The sequence below is a fragment of the Pseudoalteromonas sp. T1lg75 genome (genome assembly GCF_002964705.1).
GTDB lineage: Bacteria > Pseudomonadota > Gammaproteobacteria > Enterobacterales > Alteromonadaceae > Pseudoalteromonas.
Map to the genome: position 1 here is coordinate 330,486 of NZ_PQCD01000015.1, position 25,141 is coordinate 355,626.

23 protein-coding genes are annotated in these 25,141 nt (G+C 50.3%); 7 read left to right on the forward strand and 16 right to left on the reverse strand.

What is annotated here, in order from left to right; genetic code table 11:
• Nucleotides 1-2: 2 nt before the first annotated feature.
• A complete protein-coding gene (locus tag C2M36_RS04205) occupies nt 3-293 on the reverse strand; it encodes a DUF3630 family protein (protein WP_105253822.1) in 291 nt (96 codons plus the stop codon).
• 13 nt (nt 294-306) lie between these two features.
• Here C2M36_RS04205 and C2M36_RS04210 point away from each other — a divergent pair, with 13 nt between their 5' ends.
• Nucleotides 307-627, forward strand: coding sequence for a c-type cytochrome (locus C2M36_RS04210; RefSeq protein WP_105253823.1), 321 nt, complete (start codon nt 307-309; stop codon nt 625-627).
• Here C2M36_RS04210 and recQ read toward each other — a convergent pair.
• Complete coding sequence (gene recQ / locus C2M36_RS04215) at nt 609-2,426, reverse strand: DNA helicase RecQ (RefSeq protein WP_105253824.1); 1,818 nt, start codon at nt 2,424-2,426, stop codon at nt 609-611. The genes C2M36_RS04210 and recQ overlap by 19 nt on opposite strands.
• Nucleotides 2,427-2,556: 130 nt before the next feature.
• On the opposite strand from recQ, the gene C2M36_RS04220 reads away from it, so the two are divergent.
• Nucleotides 2,557-3,009 carry a thioesterase family protein gene (locus tag C2M36_RS04220; RefSeq protein ID WP_105253825.1) on the forward strand — a complete coding sequence of 151 codons (453 nt, stop codon included), beginning with the start codon at nt 2,557-2,559 and terminating at the stop codon, nt 3,007-3,009.
• Between the two features lie 59 nt (nt 3,010-3,068).
• On the forward strand, nt 3,069-3,965 hold the full coding sequence (gene rarD, locus C2M36_RS04225; RefSeq protein ID WP_105253826.1) for an EamA family transporter RarD: 897 nt from the start codon (nt 3,069-3,071) through the stop codon (nt 3,963-3,965).
• A 92-nt stretch (nt 3,966-4,057) separates the two neighbouring features.
• Here the strand turns inward: rarD and maoP are convergent, their stop codons facing one another.
• Nucleotides 4,058-4,432, reverse strand: a complete 375-nt coding sequence (gene maoP / locus C2M36_RS04230) for a DUF413 domain-containing protein (protein WP_105253827.1) — start codon at nt 4,430-4,432, stop codon at nt 4,058-4,060.
• Between the two features lie 94 nt (nt 4,433-4,526).
• Here maoP and C2M36_RS04235 point away from each other — a divergent pair, with 94 nt between their 5' ends.
• Together C2M36_RS04235 and C2M36_RS04240 are read left to right on the forward strand one after the other, a co-directional pair.
• Complete coding sequence (locus tag C2M36_RS04235) at nt 4,527-5,384, forward strand: LysR family transcriptional regulator (RefSeq protein WP_105187786.1); 858 nt, start codon at nt 4,527-4,529, stop codon at nt 5,382-5,384.
• A gap of 155 nt (nt 5,385-5,539) precedes the next feature.
• Nucleotides 5,540-6,469, forward strand: coding sequence for a porin (locus tag C2M36_RS04240; RefSeq protein WP_105187785.1), 930 nt, complete (start codon nt 5,540-5,542; stop codon nt 6,467-6,469).
• A 50-nt stretch (nt 6,470-6,519) separates the two neighbouring features.
• Here C2M36_RS04240 and recG read toward each other — a convergent pair whose 3' ends face one another.
• The 3 genes from recG to asnC all read right to left on the reverse strand — a co-directional run bounded on the left by recG (nt 6,520) and on the right by asnC (nt 9,893).
• Nucleotides 6,520-8,595 (reverse strand): ATP-dependent DNA helicase RecG, encoded by a 2,076-nt coding sequence (gene recG, locus C2M36_RS04245; protein WP_105187784.1) that lies wholly within the window; start codon nt 8,593-8,595, stop codon nt 6,520-6,522.
• 64 nt (nt 8,596-8,659) lie between these two features.
• Nucleotides 8,660-9,355: a tRNA (guanosine(18)-2'-O)-methyltransferase TrmH gene (gene trmH / locus C2M36_RS04250; RefSeq protein WP_105253828.1), complete on the reverse strand. Its 696-nt coding sequence runs from the start codon at nt 9,353-9,355 to the stop codon at nt 8,660-8,662.
• A gap of 79 nt (nt 9,356-9,434) precedes the next feature.
• Nucleotides 9,435-9,893 (reverse strand): transcriptional regulator AsnC, encoded by a 459-nt coding sequence (gene asnC, locus C2M36_RS04255; protein WP_105187782.1) that lies wholly within the window; start codon nt 9,891-9,893, stop codon nt 9,435-9,437.
• Between the two features lie 158 nt (nt 9,894-10,051).
• Between asnC and asnA the strand changes: the two genes are divergently transcribed.
• Nucleotides 10,052-11,044, forward strand: coding sequence for an aspartate--ammonia ligase (gene asnA, locus C2M36_RS04260; RefSeq protein ID WP_105253829.1), 993 nt, complete (start codon nt 10,052-10,054; stop codon nt 11,042-11,044).
• A gap of 53 nt (nt 11,045-11,097) precedes the next feature.
• Here asnA and C2M36_RS04265 read toward each other — a convergent pair whose 3' ends face one another.
• The 6 genes from C2M36_RS04265 to gmk form a co-directional block, all read right to left on the reverse strand.
• Nucleotides 11,098-11,535: a hypothetical protein gene (locus tag C2M36_RS04265; protein ID WP_199774837.1), complete on the reverse strand. Its 438-nt coding sequence runs from the start codon at nt 11,533-11,535 to the stop codon at nt 11,098-11,100.
• Between the two features lie 68 nt (nt 11,536-11,603).
• Entirely contained in the window at nt 11,604-13,223 is a 1,620-nt protein-coding gene (locus C2M36_RS04270; protein ID WP_105253830.1) for a DUF342 domain-containing protein, read from the reverse strand.
• A 165-nt stretch (nt 13,224-13,388) separates the two neighbouring features.
• Nucleotides 13,389-13,781, reverse strand: a complete 393-nt coding sequence (locus tag C2M36_RS04275; protein ID WP_105253831.1) for a RidA family protein — start codon at nt 13,779-13,781, stop codon at nt 13,389-13,391.
• Nucleotides 13,782-13,790: 9 nt separating this feature from the next.
• Nucleotides 13,791-15,896, reverse strand: coding sequence for a bifunctional GTP diphosphokinase/guanosine-3',5'-bis pyrophosphate 3'-pyrophosphohydrolase (spoT, locus tag C2M36_RS04280; RefSeq protein ID WP_105253832.1), 2,106 nt, complete (start codon nt 15,894-15,896; stop codon nt 13,791-13,793).
• A gap of 114 nt (nt 15,897-16,010) precedes the next feature.
• Nucleotides 16,011-16,286, reverse strand: coding sequence for a DNA-directed RNA polymerase subunit omega (rpoZ, locus tag C2M36_RS04285; protein WP_105187776.1), 276 nt, complete (start codon nt 16,284-16,286; stop codon nt 16,011-16,013).
• Nucleotides 16,287-16,362: 76 nt separating this feature from the next.
• Nucleotides 16,363-16,983, reverse strand: a complete 621-nt coding sequence (gmk, locus tag C2M36_RS04290) for a guanylate kinase (protein ID WP_105253833.1) — start codon at nt 16,981-16,983, stop codon at nt 16,363-16,365.
• 256 nt (nt 16,984-17,239) lie between these two features.
• On the opposite strand from gmk, the gene C2M36_RS04295 reads away from it, so the two are divergent.
• The gene (locus C2M36_RS04295) at nt 17,240-18,136 is read left to right on the forward strand and encodes a cation diffusion facilitator family transporter (protein ID WP_105253834.1); all 897 of its coding nucleotides are present in this window, start codon (nt 17,240-17,242) and stop codon (nt 18,134-18,136) included.
• Nucleotides 18,137-18,236: 100 nt separating this feature from the next.
• Here the strand turns inward: C2M36_RS04295 and C2M36_RS04300 are convergent, their stop codons facing one another.
• From C2M36_RS04300 to C2M36_RS04315, 4 genes are all read right to left on the reverse strand, one after another.
• On the reverse strand, nt 18,237-20,879 hold the full coding sequence (locus C2M36_RS04300; protein ID WP_158678852.1) for a hypothetical protein: 2,643 nt from the start codon (nt 20,877-20,879) through the stop codon (nt 18,237-18,239).
• Nucleotides 20,876-21,397 carry a hypothetical protein gene (locus tag C2M36_RS04305; protein ID WP_234399083.1) on the reverse strand — a complete coding sequence of 174 codons (522 nt, stop codon included), beginning with the start codon at nt 21,395-21,397 and terminating at the stop codon, nt 20,876-20,878. The genes C2M36_RS04300 and C2M36_RS04305 overlap by 4 nt, the downstream gene beginning before the upstream one ends.
• Nucleotides 21,398-21,952: 555 nt before the next feature.
• The gene (locus C2M36_RS04310) at nt 21,953-24,568 is read right to left on the reverse strand and encodes a hypothetical protein (protein ID WP_105253837.1); all 2,616 of its coding nucleotides are present in this window, start codon (nt 24,566-24,568) and stop codon (nt 21,953-21,955) included.
• A complete protein-coding gene (locus C2M36_RS04315; protein ID WP_234399084.1) occupies nt 24,568-25,089 on the reverse strand; it encodes a hypothetical protein in 522 nt (173 codons plus the stop codon). The genes C2M36_RS04310 and C2M36_RS04315 overlap by 1 nt, the downstream gene beginning before the upstream one ends.
• Nucleotides 25,090-25,141 lie beyond the last annotated feature (52 nt).

The window sequence follows — 25,141 nt, forward strand, 5'->3', positions numbered from 1 at the left end:
TGTCAACTTGCGCTTAAATAATGTGTTAATTTTTCAAGAAGCAGCTCGGACTCGGCGCCGCTCGCGGCGATCCACAGATTATCGCCATAATGCTCAAAATGCAGTTCAAATGGGCAATTGCAATAATGAAAACGCAGCATATGACGGTCCGCGCCCTGAGAAAATTCACCTAAGCTAATCTCGTCCTGATGCAGGAAAATACGTCCCCAAAAATCGAATTCATCGGCTTCAGGCATTACGTCGGGATTAATGATGATCACCTGATGATCTCGGTCTAGACTTAGAGTGGTCACTTTTTTTCTCTCTATGTATATGAAATATAGTTACTTCATCTTGATTTTATTGCTGGCTTTTGAAGTTAATGCCGAGCCTTTGGCGGCCCGTTGCCAAGGTTGTCATGGGCTCGATGGTATCGCCCGGAATGCCTCAACGCCGCACCTGAAGGGTCAGAATATTGCTTATTTACGCCAGCAGTTACTGGATTATCGTGCCCGTAAGCGCCGTCACGCACTGATGTCGGCCATGGCCACCTCGTTAAGCGAGCAGCAAATAGATAAACTGGCTAAGTTTTATGGTCAGCCCCATAGTCAGGGCGCGCAACAAGCGGACTACTCCGCCGATAAATAGTTGCGAATTAAGGTCATAAAGGCGCCACCATATTTAGTTAATTTGCTAAAACCGACTCCGGAGACCTTTAAAAACTCGGTGTCACTGGTGGGCATTAACTGCGCCATTTCCGCCAGCGTCTTATCGTTAAAGACCACATAGGGCGGCACATCGTCTTCATCGGCCAGTTGTTTACGCAAGGCACGCAATTTGGCGAATAGCTTCTTGTCATAGTTAAACTGCGCCAATTTATCCTGGTACACGTGTTTGGCCTGCAGCCGCGGCTCGGCCAGCTGTAATTGATACTCACCTTTGAGCACCGGGCGCGCCGCCTCGGTCAGGCACAATACCGAGCCCTGACTGATGTCCTGATGCAACAAGCCCTGGTGCACCAGCTGACGCAAGATACTGAGCCAGTATTCGCTACTGTGTTCCTTACCAATGCCGTAGGTACTCAAGGTGTGATGATTTAAATCGCGAATGCGCTGGGTGTTGGCGCCGCGCAGCAATTCAACAATATAGCCTAAGCCAAACTTCTGCCCGGCGCGGTAGACACAGGACAGCGCCTGCTGTGCTACTAAGGTGCCGTCGAAGCGCTGCGGCGGGTTGAGGCAAATATCGCAGTTGCCACAGGCTTCGCGCTGGTATTCGCTAAAGTAATTGAGCAGGATTTGCCGGCGGCAGGTTTGCGCCTGGGCAAAGCTGGCCATGGCATTAAAGCGCTGCTCTTCAACCCGGCGTCTCTGTTCGTCTTCGATATCTTCAAAAAAGCGTCTAACCCTGGGCACATCGGCGGGATCGAAGTACATAATGGCTTCGGCGGCGAGACCATCGCGTCCGGCACGGCCGGTTTCCTGATAGTAAGACTCGATATTCTTCGGAATATCGTAATGCACCACAAAGCGCACATTGAGCTTATTGATGCCCATGCCGAAGGCGACCGTGGCGACCACGATTTGAATATCGTCCTTGGCAAAGGCGTTATGGACGAAATGGCGGGACTCGTTGCTCATGCCCGCGTGGTAGCCGGCGACGTTAAATCCGGACTCGCTCAGCTTTTGTGCCAGGTCATCGACCCGTTTACGGCTGGTGCAATAGATGATGCCACTTTGTCCGCTTTGGGTGCGCAGATAACGCAACAGCTGAGCAAAGGGCTTGAATTTTTCTTCCAGGGTGTAGCGAATATTAGGGCGGTCAAAACTGCCTATATGGATATAGGGGGAAGTCAGCCCAAGCTGATTGACGATATCCACGCGCGTGGCGCTGTCGGCGGTGGCCGTTAACGCCATCATGGGCACCTGAGCAAAGCGCTGCTTCAGCTCGCTTAAACGGAAATAGTGAGGACGAAAATCGTGCCCCCAATGGGAGACGCAGTGGGCTTCATCGACGGCGATTAAACTTAGGCGCAAATAACTGAGGCGCTCAAGAAACTCGTATTGCAGTGCCTTTTCCGGTGCTACATACAAAAGCTTTAGCTCGCCCTCGTGAAGCTGCTGATACACCAGTTGCTGCTCTTCACGACTTAGGGAGTTATTAATAAAGGCGGCCTTAACGCCCTGGGTATTGAGCTGAGTCACCTGATCCTGCATCAGTGAAATCAAGGGGGAGATCACTAGGGTGAGCCCAGGCAATAACATGGCCGGTACTTGATAACACAGGGATTTGCCGCCGCCGGTGGGCATCAAAACGAGCGCGTCCTGGGCCGCCAGCACGGCGTTTATCACCTGCTGTTGACCGTCGCGAAACTGGCTATAACCAAACACCTGCTGCAGAATTTGCTCGGGTGTTGGCTCGTTGAATAATGCGGATACAGTGCTCATGGCGGGCTATTTTAGAGCCTTTTATCGACCTTGTCTGTAGTCGCCGTATGAAAGGCGAGAACTTTGCTTAAAAACTAAACTCGCGCTAGGATGAACTCATCTTACCAGTTTGGTCGACCTAGAGAGTGCCATGGATAAATCCTTCGCCTATGAACAATTAGCCCAGCTTTTTTCGCAAATGCCGTTTAACCAGTTACTGGGTATAGAGATCACTCACCTGGATGGTGACTCGGCACGCATCCATATGCCATGGCGAGATGAGCTCATAGGTAATCCCCATCAGCGTATTTTGCATGGTGGGGTGATCTCCACCTTGTTAGACACGGTGGGCGGTCTGCTTGCGGCGGCATCCGTGGTGGATAAGCTCGATGGCGAGCCAATCGCCAGTTTAAAAAACCGCTTGGCTACCCTGGGTACCATAGACTTGCGCAGCGATTATTTACGTCCGGGTAAGGGCGAGCGTTTTAGCGCCAGCGCCGTGTTGATCCGCTCCGGTAACAAGGTATGTGTGTGTCGGATGGAATTGCACAATGAGGTGGGGGTGCAAATCGCTTATGGCACCGGTACTTATTTAGTCGGATAGGGCTAGCCCTGGGCTTGGGGGAAACGTAGAATACGCCTTTTAGTCACTGTGGTTCCCCTATGTCATCCCATCCCGAACAAAAAAAAGGCATGCTCTTTGCCGCGTTGGCCTTTGTTATGTGGGGTTTTGCCCCGGTTTATTTTAAACAGCTGTTGGCTGTGCCGGCGCTGGAAATATTAGCGCATCGCATTATTTGGTCTGTGTTGTTTTTGGTGGTGATCGTTGCAGTAGTCAAGCAGTGGCATAAGGTGCAGGCGATTATAGCTAAGCCCAAATACCTGAGTATGTTGTTGCTGAGCGCGTCGTTATTGGGATTTAACTGGGGGCTGTTTATCTGGGCGGTGAATAATGACCATATGCTGGATGCCAGCCTGGGTTACTATATTAACCCCTTACTCAATGTACTGCTTGGGGTAACGTTTTTAGGTGAACGCCTGCGCCGCTGGCAATTGCTCGCCGTAGCCCTGGCGGTAACCGGGGTACTGATCCAGGTGCTGAGCTTCGGCTCTTTCCCCGTGGTGGCGTTTGCCCTAGCCGGGTCTTTTGCTATTTATGGTTTGATCCGTAAGAAAATGCCGGTGGAATCCTTACCAGGTTTGCTGCTGGAGGCGCTTATCTTGTTACCGGCAGCGATCGGCTACTGGTATTTAATGACTCCCACTCCCAGTTCGAATATGACCAGTAACGACTGGCATTTGAATTTACTGCTGATCAGTGCCGGTGTGGTGACCACCTTGCCATTACTGTGCTTTACCGCCGCCGCTAAACGCCTGCAATACACCACCATAGGCTTTTTTCAATATATCGGCCCCAGTCTGATGTTTATGTTAGCGGTGCTCTTTTATGGCGAAGTGTTCGACATGGAACGCGTCGTTACCTTTGCCTGCATCTGGGTAGCGCTGGCCATTTTTAGCTATGACTCATGGCGCTTTAGCCGTCGTCGCCCAGCCGTATAAGGGTACTGGGGCGCTGTAGCACCCACCCGCACAGCGGGTGTAAGGCTTAAGGCGCCCATGAGCCAAAAATACCGAGCAAAAAAAACCTGGAGTTAATCCAGGTCATCCGTATCGGTTTCAACTTCCACCTCAGGCGCATCGTAGCTGCGCTTGCGGCCAAACAAGGTAAAGAACCTTGCTTTGCTGGTGGTGAGCTGAAGGTATTTAATCCAGGCTTTTTCAATCGGGTTGATCGGGGTGGATAGCCCGGTCGTAGCCGCGACGAAATGCGCTTGGGTATCGTTGCTGGGTTCGATGGTTTTTTCTTGCAACGCTTTTAATAAACGACCATGCTGTTCGAGGATTTCTGACTCGAGCAAGGTGAAGTTGCCACTGCGACTAAAGCCACGAGGAAACTTTTCGTCGTTATAAAATTTATGATCACATGGGAACGCTTTGCGTAACTCGACAAGTTGATTGGCCGTCATAGCGGACTCCTTTTTACAAGAGATTTCGGCTGGAGTATGGTACAGAAGCTTGGTTTTATTAAACAAAAAATTTTTATCGTGAGGATAAAAACGAGTGGATATCGATTTACTTAAAACCTTTATCGAAGTAGCACGCACCCGCCATTTTGGCCGGGCCGCGGAAAACCTCTACATTACCCAGTCTGCGGTGAGCTTTCGCATCCGCCAATTGGAGCAAAGCCTAGGGGTTAACCTGTTCTTGCGCCAGCGTAATAATATTCAACTGACGCCGCCGGGAGAGCGCCTATTGCCACACGCCAAACTGATCGTCACCGGGGTGCAGCGGGCTAAGCTGGATGTGGCTTTGGCCGACAATATGCGCCGCCAGCTAGCGCTCAGCGGTACCGCCAATATTTGGGATGCGTTTTTGCAATTTGGTATTGCCCATGTGGTCTCGGCCATGCCGGGGATCTCTCTGGTGGCTGAGGTGAAAAACCAACAAGAAAGCACGCGATTGCTACTCGAGCGCACCCTGGATTTGGCGGTGTTGTTCGACCTGCCTAAGGTGGACGAGCTCTGCGTGGAGCCCATTTGTACCTTGGATATTATTCCACTGTCGAGTTACCCGGATGCCACCGCAGAGACGTTTTTTAATAACCAATATGTGTTTGTGGATTGGGGCACGGCCTTCTCACTGTGGCATGCACGTAACTTTGCCAACTCGGCGCCCCCCTATTTTCGTACCAGTACCGGGCGTATCGCCCTGGAGCTGATCCTTCGCTGTGGTGGCAGTGCCTTTGTGCCCAGGGTGCAGGCGCAGCAGTATTTGGAGTCCGGTGAACTGTTTTTAGTTGAAGGTGTCCCCCAGACATCTCGGGATATTTTTATTGCCTTTCATAAAGATAATGAACAAAAAGATCTCATTGAAAAATTGCAGCTGCAACTGCAACTATTGGGCGAAGAAGTCACCTAAAAAAGAGCAATTCAAGACAAAAGCATGACGCTTTAGTTTCATCCTCGTGATGATTTATTGAACATTAAGTTTCAGCTGTCATATTTTTGTAATTTACCGCTGGCAGACTGCACGCATTGAAACACATGTTGCGATTTTTAATTGAGGAAACAACTATGCGATTTGCTCCTTCTGCTTTAGTAGTAGCGGTACTATCAGGTCTATCATTCAACGCGCTTGCCGATGTAAATATCTATGGTAAAGCCAATGTAACCATGCAGTCATCTGACGAAGGTGAAGGTTCATTCACTGAAATCAAAAGTAATGCGTCACGCCTAGGCTTCAAAGGTACTGAGAACCTAAGCGATGGCCTGGATGTAGTTTATAAGTTTGAATTTCAGGTAGATGTTTCTGATGCCGACTCAAAAGGCGACGATGACAACATTACTGCTCGTAACCAATATGTTGGTTTGAAAGGCAACTTCGGTCAGGTAGTCGTTGGTCGTAACGACACGGCGCTAAAGCAATCTCAGGGTAAAGTTGACCTGTTCAGCGACCTTGAAGCCGATATCAAAAACATCTTTAAAGGTGAAAATCGTCTAGGTAACTCGGTTACTTATACTTCAAACAGTTACGGTGGCGTTAAGCTAATCGCCAGCTACATCGCTGAAGATGACCTGGATGCTGAGGACGGTTACTCTGTAGCGCTTACTTACGGCGACCAAGGTCTTAAAGAAACTAAGTTGTTTGCCTCTATTGCAGCCGATAGTGACGTTAAAGGTTATGACATTGTTCGTGCTACGGTACAAACTAAGCTAGCTGGTTTTAAACTAGGTGCCATGTACCAAACTCAAGAGCCTGCCGAAGGCGGTGAAGACGCAGATGGTTTCCTAGTAAGCGCGGCTTACGCAATCGATAAAACTGTGCTTAAAGCTCAGTACCAAACCATGGACTTCGATGGTCTAGATCGCAATGGTATCACTGCGGGTGTGGACTACAAGTTCAACAAAAACACTAAGCTATTCGGTTTCTACACCAAGTTTGAAGACGATGCGTCGGAAAACGATGAAGATTACCTAGGCCTAGGTATCGAATACAAGTTCTAAGCCGAACTTAAAATTGATAAGCCCCGACAACCTTGGTTGCCGGGGCTTTTTTATGCCTGGGCGTAGCTGGAACGGCCGGCTAGCCAACGTTGGCTTAATGCCATGGCGGCTTGCGGGTGTTCGTGCAGTAGTCGCTTGGCCAAGGGGCGCAATTGCCCAATGAGGGCTTTATCGCGCTCTAAATCGGCAATTTTAAAGTCGGTCATGCCGGTTTGCTTGGTGCCCAACACCTCGCCGGGACCGCGGATTTCCAGATCGCGCTCGGCAATCACAAAACCGTCATTGCTGTCACGCAGCACCCCTAGGCGCTGTTGTGCCGTGTGTGACAGGGGCGCATGATACAGCAGCAAGCAGTGAGATGCGGCGGCACCTCGGCCGACCCGACCTCGTAGCTGATGTAACTGGGCCAAGCCTAAGCGTTCCGGGTTTTCAATAATGATCAGGCTGGCGTTGGGCACATCGACACCCACCTCTATTACCGTGGTCGCAACCAATACATCCAGCTCGCCATTTTTAAAACGCGCCATAATATTCTGCTTTTCATCCGCCTTTAAACGGCCATGTACCAGGCCGATGCGCAATTGCGGCAGGCGCTCGCTCAGCTCTTCGGCACTGAGTTGCGCCGCTTGGCATTGCAAAGCGTCGGACTCTTCAATCAGGGTACAGACCCAATACACCTGGCGGCCATGCTCTTGCACCGCGTGGCGCACGCGCTCGATAACATCGTCACGGCGGCTGTCGGGCACAGCTACCGTGGTCACAGGTGTGCGACCCGGCGGTAATTCGTCGATAATGGAGGTTTCCAGATCGGCATAGGCGGTCATCGCCAGGGTACGCGGGATGGGGGTGGCGGTCATGACCAGCTGGTGCGGGTAACAGTCGCCAAATTTGCCTTTTTCTCGCAGCGCCAGGCGCTGATGCACACCAAACCTGTGCTGCTCATCGATAATAATCAGCGCGAGATTGTTAAATTGCACTTGCTCCTGAAACAGGGCATGGGTGCCGATAATCATTTGCGCTTGACCACTTGCGATATCTGCGAGAATTTGCTCCCGCGCCTTACCCTTGGTTTTGCCGCCGAGCAGGGTAACCGTCAGGCCAAGCTCGTTAAACCAGCGACCAAAGTTGAGGGCATGCTGCTCGGCCAGGATCTCGGTCGGGGCCATCAGTGCCACCTGATATCCGGCGGCGATGGCGCATAAGGCGGAGAGTGCCGCTACCAGGGTTTTACCCGAGCCTACATCGCCTTGGACCAGGCGCATCATGGGGTAGGGCTGCTGCAAATCGGTTTTTATCTCGGCGACCACCCGTTGTTGGGCACCCGTAGGAGTAAAACCCAGGGAGGCCAAAAAGGCTTGCTCCAGCGCATGGCAGGGCGCCAGGGTGACGGCCTTGTGCGCTTGTGCTTTTTGCCTTAACGCCAGCAAGCTCAGGTTATGGGCGAGCAGCTCTTCAAAGGCGAGGCGCTGCTGCGCCGGATGCGAACCGAGATCCAGTGCCTGAATATCCGCGTCTATGGGAGGCTCATGGAGATAACGCACCGCGTCATTCAGGGCCCAGCCAGCGGGGCGGTAATTTTCCGGCAGTAATTCTTCTATGGGCGCGCGGGCCAAGACCTGCAACGCCTGCTCGACCAGGTTGCGTAAGGATAACTGTTTAAGCCCCTCTGTGGTTGGATAAACGGCGCTGAGGTGGCTTTGTGTGGGTAAAGAGTGGGCACTGTCGCTAATGCTGTATTCCGGGTGAGCCATTTCCAGCCCCGCCTTGCCACGACGCACCTCGCCAAAGCAGCGCATGATCTTACCGCTTTGCATGGCATTCTTTTGTGCCGCCGAAAAATTGAAAAAGCGCAGGGTGATGCGACCGGTGCCATCGTTTAGCTGACAGATTAACATGCGTCGTCGGCCGAAGGTGATACTGGCGTTTTCTATCGTGGCCACAATACAAACATGAGTGTGAGGCAAGAGCTCATTGATAGGAACCACACGGGTTCTGTCTTCATAGCGCAGTGGCAGGTGCAGCAGCAAATCCTGCACGGTTTTGATGCCGAGCTTATTGAGGCGCTCGGCCATTTTCGGGCCCACGCCCTTAAGCTCGGTGATCGGGTAGGTATTGAGGCTCGACAATGGGCACGTCCTTGAATCGGTAATGACCTAAGTGTACTGATCCAAGGGGCTGCCTTTCAAGTAGTTACCCTTTTCGCTTGTAACGTAAAGTATTCCAGAAGGTGTCATCAGCGATGATTTCGCCCTCGTCGTCCAGCATGGGGTAGGCGAGACCCTTTTCCTTACATTGCTGGGCTATGATGGGGTGGCAGCCTTCAAACAACAAGCGGTGTTTAATGCTGGGGTCGAGCATATCGCGCTCGTAGCAATTTTTGGCTTCGCGTTGACGCTGCGCTTCATACAGGATCAGCGCCGCGGCCACTGATACATTCAGGGATTGCACCATGCCGCGCATGGGGATCACTATGTGCTTATCGGCATGGGCCAGGGCTTTATCCGAGATGCCATCGCGCTCCTGACCGACAATAAAAGCGGTGGGCAAGGTGTAATCGATATCGCGGTAGTCGACGGCGTCATCACTTAAGTTGGTCGCCAGCAACTGTACTCCAGGGATTTGCGCGCGAATGTTCGCCACCGCGGTGTCGATATCATCGTGCATATGCGTTTCCACCCAGTTTTTACTTCCGCCGGAGGTATTGTTGGTAAGACGACGCTCCTCTCTTGGCCAGACCGCGTGAACATGATGACAACCCACGGCATCTGCGGTGCGCACAATGGCAGAAAGATTATGGTGCTTATGCACCTCGTCTAAACACACGGTGAGATCGGTTTGTCGTCTGTCTAATACCTGTTTTACTCGGTGGTAACGCTTGTTGGTCATGGCCCAATTCGACTGCAATAAAAAAGTGACGGGATTATACGCTAATCTGGCAAGTGCAATCCAGCAGCATCAATGGGCCCTAGGGGGCGACGCTGCGATTAATGGGGTTTTGTAAGGAGATCAGGGTTTCCGTGGACTGAATCGCCTCAATGGCCTGGATCTTATTGATCAGCACGTCTTGCAGGTGCTCGATAGAGCGGGCCATCACCTTTATAAAAATGCTGTAGTTGCCCGTAGTGTAATAGGCCTCGACCACTTCTTCGAGCTCGCGCAGGCGTTCCAGCGTTTGCGGGTAATCGCGGGCGTTATTGAGATTAATGCCGATAAAACAGCAGACATCGTAGCCCAAACGTTTGGCGTCGACGCTGACTTGAGTACCGGTGATCACCCCGGCCTGACGCATTTTTTCGATGCGCACATGAATGGTGCCGGCGCTCACCCCACACTGTTTTGCCAATTCCGCATAGGGAGTACGGGCGTTGGTCATTAGGGCGCCAAGTATGGATCTATCGAGATTATCGAATCGATAATTTGTCATGGTAAAAAACGCCTTTATTTGAATGAAATCTAATATTTTTAAGTTAAATTGATTTTTATTTTTAAGTAAAGCTATTTCTTTTAGATGGTATTGAATGTTTGTTTGGTTGGAGTATTGTTTTTACTAACGAAGCAACTGTAGCAATGGGAACGAGGACCATGAGCCAAGAATTTATTCAACATCAACAAAGAATTAGTGCGGTTAAACAGATTTTTTCACAACAACTGGCCACCGCCTTAAACCTGGTCGAGGTGCAGGCGCCTATTTTGGCTGAGGTCGGTGATGGCCTGCAGGATGAACTGAGCGGCCATGAAAAAGCGGTCGCGGTGCAAGTGAAAAGCCTGCCGCAACAAAGCTACGAAGTGGTGCACTCCCTGGCCAAGTGGAAGCGCAAGACTTTAGGGGACTACGGCTTTAGCGTCGGTACCGGTATTTACACTCATATGAAGGCGCTGCGCCCCGATGAAGATCGTCTCAGCCCCATCCATTCCGTATATGTGGATCAATGGGATTGGGAAAAGGTCATTTGTGAGCGCACCGAGCGAAGTCTGGCCTCACTAAAAGAGACAGTGAGAAGCATCTATGGCGCCATTAAGGCCACCGAGGAATTTGTCGGTCGCGAATTTGGCATCGCGCCGCAACTACCACAGCAGATCCACTTTGTGCATGCCGAAAAGCTGCGCCAGGAATACCCGGACCTCAGTGCTAAAGAGCGCGAACGCGCTATTTGCCAGCGTTTGGGGGCGGTATTTTTGATTGGTATCGGTGGTCAACTGGCCGATGGTCAACGCCATGATGTGCGGGCGCCGGATTATGATGATTGGTCGACTACCGCTGATGAAGGATTGCCGGGGTTAAACGGTGACATCCTGGTATGGAACAAGGTGCTTGAAGACGCCTTTGAGATTTCTTCCATGGGTATTCGTGTGTGTCCCGAGTCTTTATTAACTCAGCTTGAGCTCAGCGGACAAAGCCACAAAAGCACCATGCCTTGGCATCAGGCGTTATTGGCGAAGAAGCTGCCGCAAACCATAGGCGGCGGTATAGGCCAATCGCGACTAGCCATGTTGCTCTTACAAAAAAGCCATATAGGTCAGGTACAAGTAGGTGTGTGGCCACAGGAGGTGAAGCAACGCGAGGCACTGCTGTAATTTCTCCCTAACAGGTCACGCCAGCAACGACCTACGTGCTGGCGTGACCATCATTATGGAGCCGAGTTTTCAAAAAACTCTTTGGCACGGTGCATCTCAGATTGCTTTGGTTTGTAAAGAATCCAAGGTCCTTCAGCATCTTTTTTGTAGCGCAGAACCGAGTTTTCAATGTCAAACTGGTAATAAGGGAATACTTCCCTGAGGTTAAAGAACATAGCTGGCGCAAAGAAAATGATATCAGCGGCTAAGTAACCACCATTAAATTTTAGGGGTAGGATACCGTAAAATGGTTCTTTTCCTTTTTGTTCCGCCTTAAATTCATATTGGCCGAAACTGGTGGTGCTAAAAGTGTGTTGTTCATCGGCATCAACTACAAAGCTTGAATTCGTATCTATGCTAAGGGTCACGTCATTTTGTAGGGCTTCAAATTGCGTACTGGCCGAGCAGCCAGCCAGGGCAGATAGTACCGCCATTAATGCAAGTTTCTTCATTTTTATAATTCCGTTTTGAAGTAAGTTTCTAAGTTATTGAACGCTCTTCTGTATAAATGGAGGCAGGATTAACTGGTTTTAAACTCAATCTCTATTTTACTCTTTGCTATCTTTAGCACACAGGGTGGATATTGCCGCGCCGTTTTCAATGCCTTATCAAAAATCTGAATGGCAACCCCTGGGTTTAGCTTATGATGGGCGATAAGCTGGGCGTTATTTACCAGCGTGTTAAGCGCGTTATCCAGGGCGCTAAGTCTGGTTTCTAGTTCATCGGCCTGTTGCACCAGAGCCAGTTGCGTGGCACCGATTTTTTCGATTAACTGTTTTTTCTTGTCTTTATCTTTGAGGGCTTCGGCTTTTTCTAGCGCCTCCTGCAAGGTACGCAGCTTGGTGTCGTTTTCGTTTAAGTGTTGCACGTGGGTGTCATGCTCGGCGGTAATATCGGTGCCGCGGGCAAGCAGGTTAATGCGCATCTTGGCTCCCGACTCATTGCCGATTTCCCCAGCCTCCAAGCGACAGGCATCCAGGACTTCGCCGCCGAACAGTTTGCCATTGGGGTTATCGAGAGCGCCGACGATAATGCTGGCCATTGCCTTTAGTTGACAATGACTGGCCTGACGTTCGATATGTATATCATTGCCTTCGATATAGGCGTACTGGGCATGACTAAGATAAACGCCATTAGCGGCGCTGATTTGGCAGGTCAGCTGTTGCTCATCCTGCTGATGGTTGGGGTGACCAAACGCCCCTTGTTTAATGCAGATATCGCCACTGGCGCTGAGTATGGCCGACTCCACCGTGCCGAGCACGGTAATATCGCCCTTGGCGGTAACGCGCATGCCGGGCGCGACCCCCTGAGTGATCAATACCGAGCCGTTAAAATCGATATGGCCACTTTTCACATTGACTTCGCCTATGGTGAAGATGTCATCGACGCGCATGCCCTGAGCCGTTTCTACCGGCACGCCGCTGATGGTGGCGACTAGTTCTAAGGGGTTAGTGGGATTGAGTTTAGCACCTTCACCCGGAATTAACTTTGATTGTTTCCCCGGTTTTGGGGAGAGGGTGTCGCCGGTGACCGTGTAGCCTTCTTTGCCCACAGTGGCGGGCTGCTGCGTCATCAGTAAGGCGCCCGGCTCAACGCTGGCGAGCTTACCGAAGTCACGCATATCGACGGTGCCATCGTCTCTGTGTTGCGGCCTGTTAATGCGATCTTTAAGGGTAGCGGTTTCTTTTACTAGCGTACTGTCTTTGCCATCTTGAGGTAAGCGCCCTTTGGCCAGGGTGCCTTTGACGCTCACCCCAGGGCCCAGGCGTAATTGTTGCTGCAGCAACTTTTCCAACAACACTTGTTGATAGCCCCGGCGCACTCCGGCAAGGACGATGGCACGCTTGCCTTCATCCAGAGTCAGCATCTTGCCGCCCTGTGCCGTGGTAAGCCGACCTATGGCTGTCATTTTGTCATCACTAATGTTCACTTCGAGTTGGGCATCGACCTGTGTTGCCACTATTAGTTGGGCGGCGTCGTGCTCGCCAGCATAAAACTTATCTATCTCGTCACTGGCGATATCACAATCGCCAAAGGGTGATTTTGCCAGGGCTTCAAGCAGCAAGGCTTTGGACGGCGGCGGGGCGCAGTCGGCGTTGAGAGTTACTATAACTTGGCCGTTGTCGGCTAATTCAAACACAAATAATTCCTTGCTCGCACAGGACTTAGAGAGGCTTGATTCTACTGTATGCAATTTACAAGGAGATTGGAAGATGCAGGAGGGGAGAGGCCAGGAGATAACTCATGTTACATGCTAAGGGCTAACTCCAAGGGAGTCCTCGGGTTAGCCCAGGCTCGAAGGAGCTTAGTTGGTCGACGGTAATTCCATGATGCCGTCAATCTCAACCTGAGAGCCCTTAGGTAGCTCTTTTACGCCAATTGCAGCGCGAGCCGGGTAAGGGGTTTTGAAATATTGGCTCATGATCTCGTTCACGACGGCAAAGTTGCTTAGGTCGGTCAAAAAGATATTTACTTTAACCATGTCCTGTAGTTCGCCGCCAGCGGCTTCACATACGGCAATCAGGTTTTTAAATACCTGGTGAGTTTGCTCGGCAAAGTCGTCCGACACCATTTCCATAGTGCTTGGCACTAGAGGGATTTGGCCCGATAGGTAAACAGCGGTGCCAACTTTAACGGCTTGGTTGTAAGTACCGATAGCCGAAGGGGCATTTTCGGTAGAAATGATAATTTTGTTCATGATTTTCCTTTATTTTTTTCTATAAACCTTTTGCACATCCGGCATTACCCGAATGCGACGCATAATATTGGCGACGTGAATGCGGTCTTTCACCGTCACGCCGAGGTCTATTACGTAGAGGTTACTTTCTTTTTCATCGGTTTGCAGTTCGACAATGTTCGCTCCGGTAGAGGCCACTAAGCTGGTGAGTTTAGCCAGGGCACCCTGGTGGTTAATAATTTCCACCCGCAGCGTGGCGATGTATTCTTTCTCCGAATTGTCTTCCCACTTCACCACGAAATACTTTGATAACTCGTTGCGCCAGCCACGAATATTCTTACATTCCTGGCGGTGTACGGTCAGTCCCTTGCCTTGGCTGACGTAAGCGACGATATCGTCACCGGGCACCGGGCGGCAGCATTTGGAGTAGTTTACCAACATGCCTTCGGTGCCTATGATTGCGGCCTTGGTTGAGGTCGCTAGCTTGTCCAGATCTGCTTCATCGCCCTGCAGTAGGCGTTTAGCAACCAGCACGCTCATAATGTTGCCACAACCGATCTCGACCATCAGCTCCAGCACCGAGTTGACCTGATGCTCTTCAAGCACCCGGTTCATGGTGTCGCTGCTGATGTTGTCGAGCGAATACTCGCCAAGGGCAGAGTCCAGTAAGCGGCGACCCAGTTGCAGCGCCTCTTCGTGACGCTGATTTTTAAGGTAGTTGCGCACACATAGACGCGCCTTGGCGGTCACGATAAAGTTCAGCCAGGTGGCATTTGGATGCGCCCCCGAGCTGGTGATCACTTCCACGGTTTGTCCGGTATCCAGTGCCTTGCTGAGCGGATGCGGCTTGCGGTTGACGCGAGCGCCGACACAGGTGTTACCCACATCTGTGTGCACCGCATAGGCAAAGTCTACCGCCGTGGCACCCATGGGCAGCTCGACGATACGACCATCCGGGGTAAACACATAAATCTCTTCCGGGAACAGGTCGGTTTTTACGTTTTCCACGAATTCGAACGAGGAGCCGGCGCTTTGTTGCAGCTCCAGCAGGCTTTGCATCCACTGACGCGCCCGTTGCTGTGCGGTGTGACCTGAATTTTCGCCCGCCTTTTTATACATCCAGTGGGCCGCGACCCCTTTGTCGGCCATGTGATCCATGTCCAGGGTGCGAATTTGAATTTCTACGGGAATGCCGTGCGGGCCAACCAGCGAGGTATGTAACGATTGGTAGCCATTGGTTTTTGGTACCGCAATATAATCTTTAAAGCGGGTTTCAATGGGCTTATACAGGTTATGAGCCACACCAAGTACCCGATAGCAGGTGTCCATGCTGTCGACCACAATGCGAAACGCATAGATGTCCATGACTTCGTTGAACATCAGCTCCTTGTTCAGCATCTTACGATAAATGCTGTACAGGTGTTTTTCCCGGCCGGATACTTGGGCGTGGATACCCCATTCGCTCAGGCGCGATTCGATTTCACCTTGAATGTTGGTGATCACTTCTTTACGGTTGCCGCGGGCCTTGGCTACTTCCGACTTTAAGGCGCGGTAGCGCATCGGGTAGAGGGCTTGAAAACCTAGGTCTTCAAGCTCGTTTTTAATATCGTGGATACCCAAGCGGTTGGCGATGGGGGCAAAGATATCTAAGGTTTCACGAGCGATACGACGGCGCTTATCCGGACGCAGGGCGCCCAAGGTACGCATATTGTGGGTGCGGTCCGCGAGCTTGATCAGGATGACGCGAATATCCTGGGTCATCGCCATGATCATTTTGCGGTAGTTTTCCGCTTGGAATTCTCTTTTATCTTTAAAGCCGAGTTTGTCGAGCTTACTCACCCCTTCAACCAGGTCGGCGACGGTTTCACCGAAGATCCCCGCCAGGTCCTGTTGAGAAAAATCCGTGTCCTCAATGACATCGTGCATTAAGGCGGCCATCAGGGTTTCATGGTCCAACTTCATGTTGGCGAGGATTTGCGTTACTTCAACGGGGTGGGTGATATATGGTTCGCCGCTTGAGCGAAATTGTCCTTCGTGCGCTTCTCTCGCGACGACATAGGCTTTTTGCACTAGCGCCACATCATCGGGTGCTAGGTATTCTGATATTTTTTTCTTGAGGCCTTCAAAGAGATACATTCACGCTCCGGAAACAGCGAGGAGAAATAGATAATGAAGTGAATATACGATGAAAAGCGGGGAAAGCCAACGGCTGCAAGGAAATTGCAGCCGTTTACAGAGCATCATATGCGCTTATTGGTTACCACCAACGATAGCGGCAACGGCAGCCATTTCGGCAGCTTCTTGGTTTTGCTGCTCCTGGCGCTCGATTGCGTCTAGGGTATCTGGGGTAATGTGACCGTTTTCGATTTCACGTAAAGCGATAACCGTAGGTTTATCGTTTTCCGCGTCTACCATAGGGTCTTTACCGCCTACCGCAATCTGGCGCGCACGACGCGCCGCGACAAGGATCAAGTCAAAACGGTTGCCAATTTTATCTACTGCATCTTCAACAGTTACGCGAGCCATGCTTCACTCCAAAAATTAATTCTGTAAACGCCTAGTTTACTGCAACACCCACTCCAGGCCAATACTTGGGCGGGTTTTATTTTAATAGTTCGTCGATCAGGGCGCCGTGTTTACGCTTTTGTGTGCTTAGGCGCAAACGAGTGGCGGCCACTATGGTGGCTATTTCATCACGGGCGGTGTCGAAGTCATCATTAACCACCACATAGTCGTACTCGTCGTAATGTGAGGTTTCCGATTGTGCTTTTTCCATGCGCGCGGCGATCACGTCTGCCGAGTCTTGACCGCGATTGGTAAGACGGCTTTGTAGTTCATCCTTGGACGGCGGCAAAATAAAAATGGTGGTCACTTCAGGAGCAAGCTCGCGTACCTGACGGGCGCCTTGCCAGTCGATGTCTAGGAACACATCGATGCCATTTTCCAGTTGCTGCTCGATGGCGGCCTTAGAGGTGCCGTAGTAGTTGTCGAACACCTGAGCCCACTCGAAGAAATCATCGTTATCGATCAGCTCTTTAAACTGGGCTTGGTCAACAAAGTGGTAATGTACGCCGTTTTCTTCCCCTGGACGAGGGGCGCGGGTGGTGTGCGATACCGACACCTGCATGTTGGCATGGCGCTCTAGCAAGGCATTGATAAGGCTAGATTTCCCTGCACCGGAAGGCGCAGAAAGAATAAACAAATTACCACGAACTTGGCTCATGTTGTCTCTCTAACTAATAATAGGACGACTAAAAATAGCCCACTAGTATAACGGATTTCTGTCTTGGGGTTAATAAGGAGGGTTGATAGCCCTAACACTGAGTAGAGTAAAGCCCTAGATGAGAGAAAGTGGCGATTCGACCTTGGCGAAACCCAGGTGCTGAGCTCAACGAGAGGCAAAACTTAACGTTCGTGCATTGCTTTTAATGGCCTTTTTACACTAACTTGATGATATTGACCGTGCTCAGGGGAAACCGGTGCATTCACACAATCACCATCATCACCAGGATATCGCCTCCGAGCGCATCGGTTGGGCATTCTTTTTAAACCTCGGCTTTACCCTGATAGAGTTTGTTGGCGGCTGGCTCACTAATAGTACGGCGATCATGGCCGACGCGGTACACGACTTGGGTGACAGCCTAGCCATCGGCAGCGCCTGGGTGCTTAATAAGCTCAGTAACAAGCATGCCAATGCCCGTTTTACCTATGGCTATCGGCGTCTAAGTTTGCTCGGTGCCTTGCTGAATTCTCTGGTACTAATTGTCGGCTCAAGCTGGGTGTTGGTGTTGGCCGTACCGCGACTTTTTGATCCGGTTATGCCCATGACCGAGGGTATGCTGCTGTTGGCAGTGCTGGGCATTGCCGTCAATGGCTATGCGGCGTTCAAACTGAGTAAGGGCAAATCCTTAAATGAAAAGGTGCTTAACTGGCACCTGCTGGAAGATGTGCTTGGCTGGGTGGCGGTGCTGCTGGTGGCCATAACCCTGATGTTTGTCGACTGGCCGATACTCGACCCCATCTTATCCATTCTGTTTACCCTCTTTATTCTGGTTAACGTAGCCCGCAATCTAGTGCAAACAATCAGATTGTTCCTGCAGGGAACGCCGGATCAGCAGACTCAAATCAGGCTTGCAGCGTTGCTGGTGGAGCCCAAAGAAATCAGTACCGCCCATCATGTACATTATTGGTCTTTGGATGGCGAGCATCATGTACTGACCGCCCATTTATGTTTGCACGAGCAACTCAATGCGGCAGAGGTGATGGACTTAAAGCAGCGGTTAGCGCACCTGCTTGCCGATTTCGATCTGGCTCACACCACCTTGGAGTTTGAATACCCCGAGGAACAATGCCGAGATCATAAAGGCCGGCAGTAACCGCGATCAGTCAGGCGACTAACAAGGAGCCGACTTGGTAGGTGATAAATAGAAAAATGGCCCGGTTAAGGGCCATTGCTTAGGAGTCACAACACAGAGATTAATATTTGTCGTCTAGGTGTTCACAGCGGCCAAACTCGGCACCGCCTTTCACCGCTTCCACAACTTGTTTCGGGAAGCTTAGCTCTTGGTTTACGCCGTCTTGGCAAACAAAGGCTTTGTTGGCGTCAATCTCAATGGTTATTGGCGTTGAAGCCCCAACCAGACCGGCCATCATTTCTGAGCCATTGGCGCTGACACCAAAGATACCGTTGGTCATCAGGTTCTTAGCTTCAATCACACCTTGCTTAGCGAAGAACTCTTCACCCGTCATCCAGCCAATACCTTCTAGGTAGATGGTTGAACCTGCTGGCATACCACCGATTAGGGTACGGCCTGTGATAAGTGATAAATCGTCGTTTGCGTCCATCACCATCATCAGAGGCAGGCCTGAATTTGCGGCAATGTCTTCATGGGTTAGGTTGAATGGCGCTGCACACATGTTCATACCGAAGTTAACAAAAGGTACATCGTCACACCAACGCAGGCCACCTAGTTCGGTAATTTCGTCGGTACCAGCGTGCCATACTTTCACACCCTGACCGAAGGCTCTGCGACCAAAGCCACGTTGTGAACCAAAGGCGATGCGCTCACCATCTTGAGAAATAACCGAGGCATTGAGGGCGCCAAAGTCTTTAAACAAATCGCGTAATTTGCCATCGACCCAAGCCAATTGTGAGTTGTTGTTGTTACCCGAACCGGTAATGGTTTTACCATTTCCAGACACTCTGTCGGCGCGAACCCAGGCTTCTGTGCGCTCACCGTTGATCAGCACCTCATAACTATTGCCCCATCTGCTAGGGATAAACTCTAAGCCATCGGTCAACAGGGTCGCTTTACCCGTTTTGGTATCCCAAATGGTTGGCACGCCGTAAGACTGAGAAGCCGCGCCAGGCGCACACTCATTGCCGCCGGCATTCGGTTTACGGGAGTTGCCCACGACAATGTGACCTGTGTCATCCATGTCCCAAATAGCATGAGAGCTTACGCTTGTTTGTCCACCTAGCGCACAGGTGTTGTTGCTTGGGTCTTCTAATGCGGTTAACTGATTCGAGCGCAGGTCCCAAATCGCACCTTGAGCAATGCCGTTGCCATCCATATCGGCCAGCACCGCGGCTTTTGTTGCCGTTTTGTTCATTGCCGCATTGGTTGCTTTCAATGGGGCAAAGCCTTCGGGGGTGACCACAGTCTCAAAAGAGTTTTGCACGCTGTCATAGATAAAAGGAATGCCTGTTAGGGTCGTGCCCAGTGCTTTTTTACCATTCTTCGAGTGATCAACGACAAACGCAGAAACAAGCGGCGTGTATTGAATCCCGCTGTGATAACCGTTGAAGTACATTTCCACTTCTTTGGTTTCACCGCCAGACACTATGATTTCAGTCATGTCACAGGCCTGATCTAGCGCTGGAGACGTACCTTCATTCTCGTTCCAGTATTCATTCTCGGAGATGATACTCGTTGGTGTGGTTGGGTAGCCACCGGCAAGTATAGGATCCATATACAGAGCATAACGACCGCCCGGGGTTAGACCACTAATGGTGAATGAACCGTCTGGACCAACTAGGCCTTGGGTCATGTTACCACTTTGCTGGGTGATCACGTCGTAAAGCGGGTTATCCAGGTTACGCGCAACCATGTTCATACCCGAGTATTCAACGCCTTCTTTGGTGTATAACTTACCCTTAATGGTGCCGTATTTAGATTTATAATCCGCCGTTGGGTAGAGGTCGGAAATATTGACGATATCATCACGCACATTGACCGTGCCTTGCTCTAGGCCTTCGACTCCACGCACGTTAATGAAGGGGTACATGGTTTCGATGCTATCGGTTGGTGCTTGACCACGATTCGTGTAAGTCGTTGTACCTGCACAACCGGCAACACCATCATGGAGCGGAAACCAAGGTTTAGCTACGTAAGTAAAATGGCCGTTTGCTTGAGAGTGTGACATGTTCATGGCATGACCAAACTCATGGGTGAATACCCCTTGTACCATCTTGCCTTCAGTGTCATTGATATCGATGTACCAGCCATTCATCAGTGCCGTCGCTTCGAGGATCTCACCGGTTTCTTCGTTGGCGATTTCAGGAAAGGCGATACCCAATACCTGGTCGCGAGGGATACCAAAGTAGTTCTCTAAAATGGCGCCATCGGTGTCATAGTTGACCCAAAAGCCGTAGCCATTTTCGGCGCTGTAAATTTGATCTACGTTGCTGGCATTCACATCGCTGATCCCCGTTTGGCTCTCAATTGTTCCGGCAATGGCCATTGACAGGGTTGAGGTTTCAACGTTGGACCATTGAGCAACCGCATCGGCGGTGACGGCATTGGCCTGGGCGATGGTAAGAAACGTATAATCGCGGTCAAGCGGAACGTTTTTCTCCAGCACCGTACCATCGGGTAGGGTGATATCTACGTTGAAGGTGGAGCCCTTTTCAAGCACGGTAAAGCTTTCTACGTCGTTACCGTCTTTATCCTTGATAAGTTGACCGCCATCTGTCCACACCGGGATAGTGCCTTTAGAGGTATCCCACTTATAAGGCTGCATGGTTTTTTCATGTACATAAAGTGGGCCGCCTGCAATTGAACCCATCGAGATAGTAGCAAGGGCGATGCCTGCTGCAATTTTTGAGAATTTCATCACTGCTGTACTCCTGCAAGTCGACCAACTAGGCCCATAAAGGTATCTACATCTAGCGCCCCTGGGGTGGTAATAAGGTTGCGCTCTTCATCGGTAAATTTGGATGTGTCCATATCTTCAAATAGGCCGCTGTTAGCGAACTGATTTACGGCCTTACCGTTAGTGATCACAAACTTACCTTGTGCCATGCCTGCGGTGGTTTGGAAGCCAGTGATAGAAGCAGGTTTGTACATAAAGGCAATGACGGTTTCGCCTTCATGCCATTTTGCAAAGCCCTCAGGAGTCACACCCAGGTACACCTTGCCATTGCCCAAAGGCCGCGGCTTGATCAGACCGAATTGGCGGAAGGTGTAAGTTGAGTCGTCTTGCAACTTACCTTTGGCGTCACTGTTTACCGCAATGGTGACTTCGGTGTAGGGGCGCTTATTATCAAAGCCATCGGTTACTTTAATAACCTCGCCAGCGATGATGTTTTGCGAAGCCACGGTGAGCTCTTGCAAGTTTTGCTTTTTAAGCTTCATTGCATTAGCTGACGTAGCAAGTGACAAACCTGCAGCGACAGTCAATGCGATCGAAGCCTTTTTAAGTAATGATTTTGTTTTCATTGGACACTCTCCATTGATGAATGTGTTGTAATCATCGAGCTGTTAATAACATGTTTCGGTGGTGAACATTTATTGAACATTGTGGATGAGTATTCAACGCAATTTATGTACACTTTTGTACAAGTGTATTCGTTTTAACTGTCTCTGGCGTAATTCGGTTTTTTGTTTTAATTAATTTAAATATCAATTGGTTGGGGTTGTTTTCATCCCGGTTTTGAGGTCTATCCATAACTGTCCCTTACCTCGTATCGAGATGAGGTAAGTAGAAGATTTTGTTAACTTAATTGTTTCTATTTGGTGTAAATCTAGCTGGGAGGGTTTTTAACTATTAATGGTTATGAATAAGTGAATTTATATAACCATATTTGTATATTTATGCACCCAATTACGATAAAAAATAGAGCGAAAGCCTCAGGTGGAATAGAAAAATGGCCCGGTTAAGGGCCATTACTTGGGGTCACAACATAAAGATTAATAGCTGTCGTCTAGGTGCTCACAGCGACCGAATTCAGCACCATTTTTAACTGCGGCTATCACCTGCTTAGGGAAGCTCAGCTCTTGGTTAGTGCCATCTTTACAAACAAAGGCTTTGTTAGCATCGATTTCAATGCTCATTGGCACACCCGCCAAGCCAGCCATCATCTCCGAGCCGTTGGCGCTCATCGCAAACCAGTTGTCGGTTAATAGGTTCTTAGCTTCTACCACACCCTGACGAGCAAAAAACTCAGATGCTTTCATCCAGCCCAGACCTTCCATGTAGATGGCGCTGCCGCCATTGTAGCGGGCAGTGATCACGGACAGATCCTCATTGGCGTCGAGCGGAAGCATGCTAGGTACACCCAATACCGATGAGATGTACTCATGATCTAGGTTATACGGCGCTTCGCAGTAGTTGGTCCAGCGTTGAATATAGGGAATATCGTCACACCAGCGTAAGCTGCCTAAGCTCTTAATTTCATCAGTTTTGGTGTTCCAGACTTTGATGCCATCATATTTACGATTTCGGCCTTCACCAATCAGCGTATTAAAGGCAACTTGCTCGCCATCGGTACTCATTACGGCTGTGTCACGGGCACCATACATGGTGTTGATATCATGCAGTTCACCGTCAACCCAGGCCACTAGGCCCTGGCTGTTGCCAGTACCGGTGATCACTTCACCATTGCCCGAAATGGCATCGGCGCGGATCCACGCTTCTGTGCGACCGCCATTGATTTGCGCGTACATGCGCGAGCCATAAGAAGCTTTTACAAACTCTAGACCATTAAGCAGCAGGGTCGCTTTGCCTGTGTTGACATCCCATACCGTAGGGACTGCGTATGAGCTGGCGCCTTGTCCTGTTGCACACTCGTCTCCACCTGAATTGGGCTTACGTGTAACACCAACTATCTGCTTGCCTTCATCATCAATGTCCCAGATAGAATGAGAGCTGACACCTTGCTGGCTTGAAAGGTAACAAGTGTTGTTAGTTAGGTCTTCCAATACAGTTAACTTGCCGGAGCGAATGTCCCACACCGCGCCCTGGCCAATGCCATTGCCATCGAGATCTGCAACCACCGCTGCCTTGGTGGCAGTTTTGTTCATTGCCGCGGTTGTTGAGCTCAGCAGTGGCGCGCCGTTTTCAGCAAACATCAGGTCAAAGGTATTGTGAACGCTATCGTATACGAAAGGCACGCCACCATACGTGGTGCCGAGCGCCTTTTTACCATTTTTGGCGTGCTCGGTAACAAAGGCTTGTACGAGAGGGGTGTACTGAATACCGTCATTGTAGCCGTTGAAATGCATTTCAATTTCTTTAGTCTCACCGCCGGCAACAACGATCTCAGTCATATCACAGGCATTGTCTGTTGCTGGTGATGAGTTTTCGTTGCTGTTCCAATACTCAGACTCGGAAATAAGCGCGGATGGGGTGGTTGGGTAGCCACCGGCACGAATTGGCTCCATATATAGCGCATAACGGCCGCCAGGTGTTAAGCCATTGATGGTGAACGAGCCATCGGGGCCGATACGACCTTGTGTCATGTTACCCGTTTGCTGAGTGATCACGTCGTACATGGGGTTATCCAGGTTACGGGCGATCATGTTCATGCCCGAGTACTCAACCCCATCTTTGGTAAGCAGTTTACCCTTGATGGTACCGTATTTGGTTTTGTAATCCGCAGTTGGGTAGAGGTCGGAAATATTAACAATGTCATCACGTACGTTGACAGTACCTTGCTCCGCACCTTCAGCGCTGCGCACGTTGATAAATGGGAACATGGTTTCAATGCCATCGGCTGGAGCTTGGCCTCGACGTGTGTATTCGTTAGTCGTGCTGCAGCCAGGTACACCATCGTACTGAGGGCTCCAAGGGGAGGCTATATAGGTTAAATGGCCATTTGCTTGCGAGTGAGACATATTCATAGCGTGACCGAATTCATGGGTAAATACACCCTGAACCATCTTGCCTTCGGTGTCGTTGATATCTATGTACCAACCATTCATCAGTGCCGTTGCTTCGGTGATTTCACCGGTTTCTTCATCGGCCCACTCAGGGAAGGCAATCCCCAGTACCTGGTTACGAGGGATACCAAAATATTCTTCCAGAATTGCGCCATCACTGTCGTAGTTAACCCAGAAGCCATAACCATTTTCCGCACCATAGATCTGGTCTACATTAGATGCATTAACGTCACTGATGCCAGTTTGGCTTTCAATGGTGCCTGCAACGGCCATATCCAAGGTTGACGTTTCAACATTTGACCATTGGGCAACGGCGTCGGCAGTTACGGCGTTAGCTTGAGCAATCGTCAGGAAGGTGTAATCGCGATCTAGGGTTATGTTCTTAGGCAGGACCTCACCATCAGGCAGCGTGATATCAACGTTGAACTTAGTGCCTTTCTCTAAAATGGTGAATGCTTGAACATCGTTACCATCTTTGTCTTTAATGAGTTGACCACCGTCGGTCCATACAGGGATGGTTCCGTTTGCGGTATTCCACTTGTATGGTTGCATTGTCTTTTCGTGGATATATAGAGGGCCACCGGCAAGTGCTCCGGCAGACAGTGTGGCTAAAGCAATACCTGCTGCAAGTTTTGAAAATTTCATTACTGCTGTCCTCCCGCTAATTTACCGATCAAATTCATAAAGACATCAACTTTCACGGCGCCAGGATTAGTGAGCATATTACGCTCTTCATCAGAAAATTTTGATGTATCCATGTCTTCAAATAAGCCCGTGTTCGCAAATTGGTTTACAACTTTGCCATCGCGCACAACAAACTTACCTTGTGCCATGCCCGCGGTCGTTTGGAAGCCGGTAATAGAAGCCGGTTTGTACATAAAGGCAATCACGTTTTCACCTTCGTTCCATTTGGCGAAACCGTCCGGTGTAACGCCTAAATACACCTTGCCGTTGCCCATTGAGCGTGGCTTTAGCAAGCCAAACTGGCGAAAAGTGTAGGTTGAGTCGTCCTTTAGTTTGCCTTTGGCATCACTGTTGACCGCGATGGTGACCTCGGTATAAGGGCGTTTGTTATCGAAGCCATCGGTGACTTTAATGACTTCGCCGGCGATGATGTTTTGTGACGCGGAAGTGAGTTCTTCTAGGTTTTGTTTTTTCAGCTTCATAGCATTAGCCGAAGTAGCAAGCGATAAACCCGCCGCAACCGTTAGCGCAACT